Source organism: Methyloceanibacter marginalis, from assembly GCF_001723295.1.
GTDB classification, from domain to species: domain Bacteria; phylum Pseudomonadota; class Alphaproteobacteria; order Rhizobiales; family Methyloligellaceae; genus Methyloceanibacter; species Methyloceanibacter marginalis.
Map to the genome: position 1 here is coordinate 1 of NZ_LPWD01000220.1, position 3,350 is coordinate 3,350.

2 protein-coding genes and 1 pseudogene are annotated in these 3,350 nt (G+C 65.0%); 2 read left to right on the forward strand and 1 reads right to left on the reverse strand.

What is annotated here, in order from left to right; translation table 11 throughout:
- Nucleotides 1–553 precede the first annotated feature (553 nt).
- Nucleotides 554–1,698 (forward strand): annotated as a pseudogene (locus AUC71_RS21100) (outer membrane beta-barrel protein).
- Between the two features lie 8 nt (nucleotides 1,699–1,706).
- Here AUC71_RS21100 and galU read toward each other — a convergent pair.
- Nucleotides 1,707–2,579: a UTP--glucose-1-phosphate uridylyltransferase GalU gene (gene galU / locus AUC71_RS08870; RefSeq protein ID WP_069623978.1), complete on the reverse strand. Its 873-nt coding sequence runs from the start codon at nucleotides 2,577–2,579 to the stop codon at nucleotides 1,707–1,709.
- A gap of 121 nt (nucleotides 2,580–2,700) precedes the next feature.
- Here galU and galE point away from each other — a divergent pair.
- On the forward strand, nucleotides 2,701–3,350 hold a 650-nt coding region (galE, locus tag AUC71_RS08875; protein ID WP_069623979.1), incomplete at its 3' end, for a UDP-glucose 4-epimerase GalE.

Here is a 3,350-nt window from a genome sequence, read left to right on the forward strand (position 1 = left end):
CTATTTCTCCTAGGCTCGGAGCCTCAACGGGCCGTGGTCCGACCCCCGAACTTTTCCGGGTTTCCGGGCCGTTGCCCAGAGTCCATCGAGGTGCGTCCTTGCCGCGTCGCCATACGTTCAGCGCAGCGGGCGTGCTCGCTGCCACCCTGCTTGCCGCAGTGCTCGCGCCGGCCGCCGCTCAAGATGCGCCCGCTCTGCGCGGCAGCATCGGTGTGCAAGACGCCGAGACGGCCTCACCTGCCGCGCTCGAATCCCTGCAACGGCGCCGCCAGCCCGGTGGGTCCGGGACCGCGGAGGAAGGCGGGGAGGGCCGGGGCGCCAACGATCCCTTTCCGACGACCTTGCGAGGGACCCCTCTCTGTTGCCGACCGCGCCGGAACCGCCGCCGCCGCTCGGCGGCATCGGGGACGAGTCGGCCGCGCCCATCGCTCGGGCCCCGGGCCCCGGCATCACGAACGCATTTGGCGAGCCTCTGGAGGCGCCGCCGAGCGTGGACGACGACGACCTGGAAAATGTGCCGGTGGCGCCGAAAGGCCACGAGCTCGATCCCTACGTGCCGATCGGCACGCGGCTCGGCAGCTTCATTCTGTTCACCGAGGCGGAGATCGGCACCATTCTGACCGACAACGTGCTCGGCACGCGCATCCCGCGCTCCGACTACGCCTTCGAGTTTGCCCCGAACGTTCGCCTGGAATCGAACTGGGCGCGGCACTTCTTCAGCGCGGAGTTCGACGCGGACCGGAGCTGGTACAAGAACTTCCCGGTCGAGGACGACAAGACCTACCTGGCGCTGCTCAAGGGCCGGCTCGACGTGACGCGGCGCACCCACCTCGAGCTCGAACTCGGCAAGTCGCAGACGCAGGAGGGGCGCAACTCCATCAGCCTCACCGACATCGCCGGCGTGCAGACCAACGTGCAAGAGGAGCACATCACGGCGGGCGCCGATCATACCTTCAACCGGCTGACGCTCGAGGTGGAAGGCGAAGTCGCCCGGTACGACTACTCGGACGTCGGCGCGATCGGCGTGCTCGACCCGACCATAAACAGGATCATTCCCCAGCAGGATATCAGAGACTATCGCGAGGACGAGCTGTCGATGCGCGGCACTTACGAGCTGCAGCCGGACCTCGCGGTGTTCGTCGATGGCGAGATCAGCGAGAGGTCTACGAGCAGCCGATCAGCGTCAGCGGGATTACGCGGGATTCGAACGGCTTCGCGGTTCTGTCAGGCATGACGTTCGCCTTCAGCGATGCCTTCTTCGGCGAGATGAGTCTCGGGTGGGGCGAGCAGACCTCGATCGACGAGAGCATCGCGCCCATCGAGGGCGTGCTGCTGAACGCCGATATCATCTGGCTGCCGACGCCGATGACCATGGTCGAGTTCCTGGCGCGGTCGCAGGTCAGCACCTCGAGCTTGGTGGACTCGCTCGGCGCCATCGACCGCTTCTACGAGCTTTCCGTCCAGCACGCCTTCTGGCGCTTTCTCGTCGTCGGCGGCTATGTCTCCTACGAGATCGCCGATTACGCGGCGAGCACCCTGGTGGACGAGCGGGTGAAGGAAGGCGCCACGGCCGAATATTTCTTCAATCCGAATTTCTCGATCTATGCCCGCTACGAGCACACGGACTTCTTCTCCACGGACCGGCTCAATAATTTCAACGAGAACGAGGTCCGGATCGGCATGCGCATCCGGAAATAGGACGGTCCTCAGACCAGGTCCTTGATCTCGGCGATGACGGCGTCGCGCAGGTCGGGCCGCGCCAGGGCATAGGCGACGTTGGCGGCGAGGAAGCCCGCCTTGGAGCCGCAGTCGAAGGCGCGGCCTTCGTACTCGACCGCATAGAAGGGCTCTTTTTTCAAGAGCGTTTGCATGGCGTCGGTGAGCTGGATCTCACCGCCCGCACCCTTCCTCTGTGTCGCCAGCAGATCGAAGATCTCGGGCTGCAGGATATAGCGGCCGAGAATGGTGAGATTGGACGGCGCGGTGCCGGGCGCGGGCTTCTCGACCATGCCGGTCACCGGAAAGACGTTCCCGTCCGCTTGGCCGGTGGCGACCACGCCGTAATTCTTGGTCTGATCGTCGGGCACCGGCTCGACGGCGAGGATGTTGCCGCCGCGCTTGTCGTAGAGTCGAGCATCTGCGCGAGGCAGCCCCTTGCCGGGGCTCTGTACCAGAACGTCGGGCAGCACCACGGCGAAGGGCTCGTCGCCGACGATGTCCCGGGCGCACCACACCGCATGCCCGAGACCAAGCGGGGCCTGTTGGCGCACGAAGCTCGCCTGTCCCGCCTCGGGGAGGCCCGCGGCGAGCATCTCCAGCTCCGCCGTCTTGCCGCGCGCGGCCAGCGTCTCCTCGAGCTCCGGCTGCCTGTCGAAATGATCCTCGATGACGCCTTTGCCCCGACCGGTGACGAAGATGAAATGCTCGATGCCGGCTTCGCGCGCCTCGTCGACCACGTGCTGAATCAGTGGCCGGTCGACGACCGTCAGCATCTCCTTGGGCATGGCCTTGGTGGCGGGGAGAAAGCGGGTGCCGAGCCCGGCGACGGGAAACACGGCTTTACGGACGCGAGCAGACATCAAGTTTCCTTCGGGCTTGAAACGGCCAGAAATCCGGCCTCAGATACTTAGAAGTCCCTCAACCTCTTTGCGATAACACGCAAGGAATTGCAATTGGGGCTTTTGCGGGAGTCTTCAGCGAATGACTGTGCTTGTCACCGGTGGGGCCGGCTATATCGGCAGCCATATGGCGCTCGAACTTGTCGACGCCGGCGAAGATGTCGTGGTGCTCGACAATCTGTCCACCGGTTATCGCCGGTCGGTTCCGGCGGGCGCCACCTTCGTCGAAGGCAATGTGGGGGATCCCGAACTCGTCAGCCGGCTGCTGCGCGACTATGAGATCGACGCCATTCTCCATTTCGCGGGCTCCATCGTCGTGCCGGATTCGGTGACCGATCCGCTGGGCTACTATCTCAACAACACCTGCAACTCGCGCACGCTGCTCGCCTGCGCGGTCGCAGCCAAGATTCCGAATTTCATCTTCTCGTCCACGGCCGCCGTCTACGGCATCCCGGAGATCAACCCCGTCACCGAGACCGCAGTTCTTCAACCGATCTCGCCCTACGGGAGTTCCAAGCTGATGACCGAGACGATGCTGCGCGACACGGCCAAGGCGCATCCCTTGCGCTTCGTGGCGCTCCGCTATTTCAACGTCGCCGGCGCCGATCCGAAGGGCCGCAGCGGCCAGTCCACGCCGCGGGCGACCCATCTCATCAAGGTGGCGTCGGAAACCGCACTCGGCATGCGGCCGTCGCTCGAAATTTACGGCACGGACTACGAGACGCCGGACGG

What these genes read in the sequence shown, in the direction of transcription:
- galU (WP_069623978.1), bottom strand. Translation starts at nt 2,579, where the DNA reads ATGTCTGCTCGCGTCCGTAAAGCCGTGTTTCCCGTCGCCGGGCTCGGC.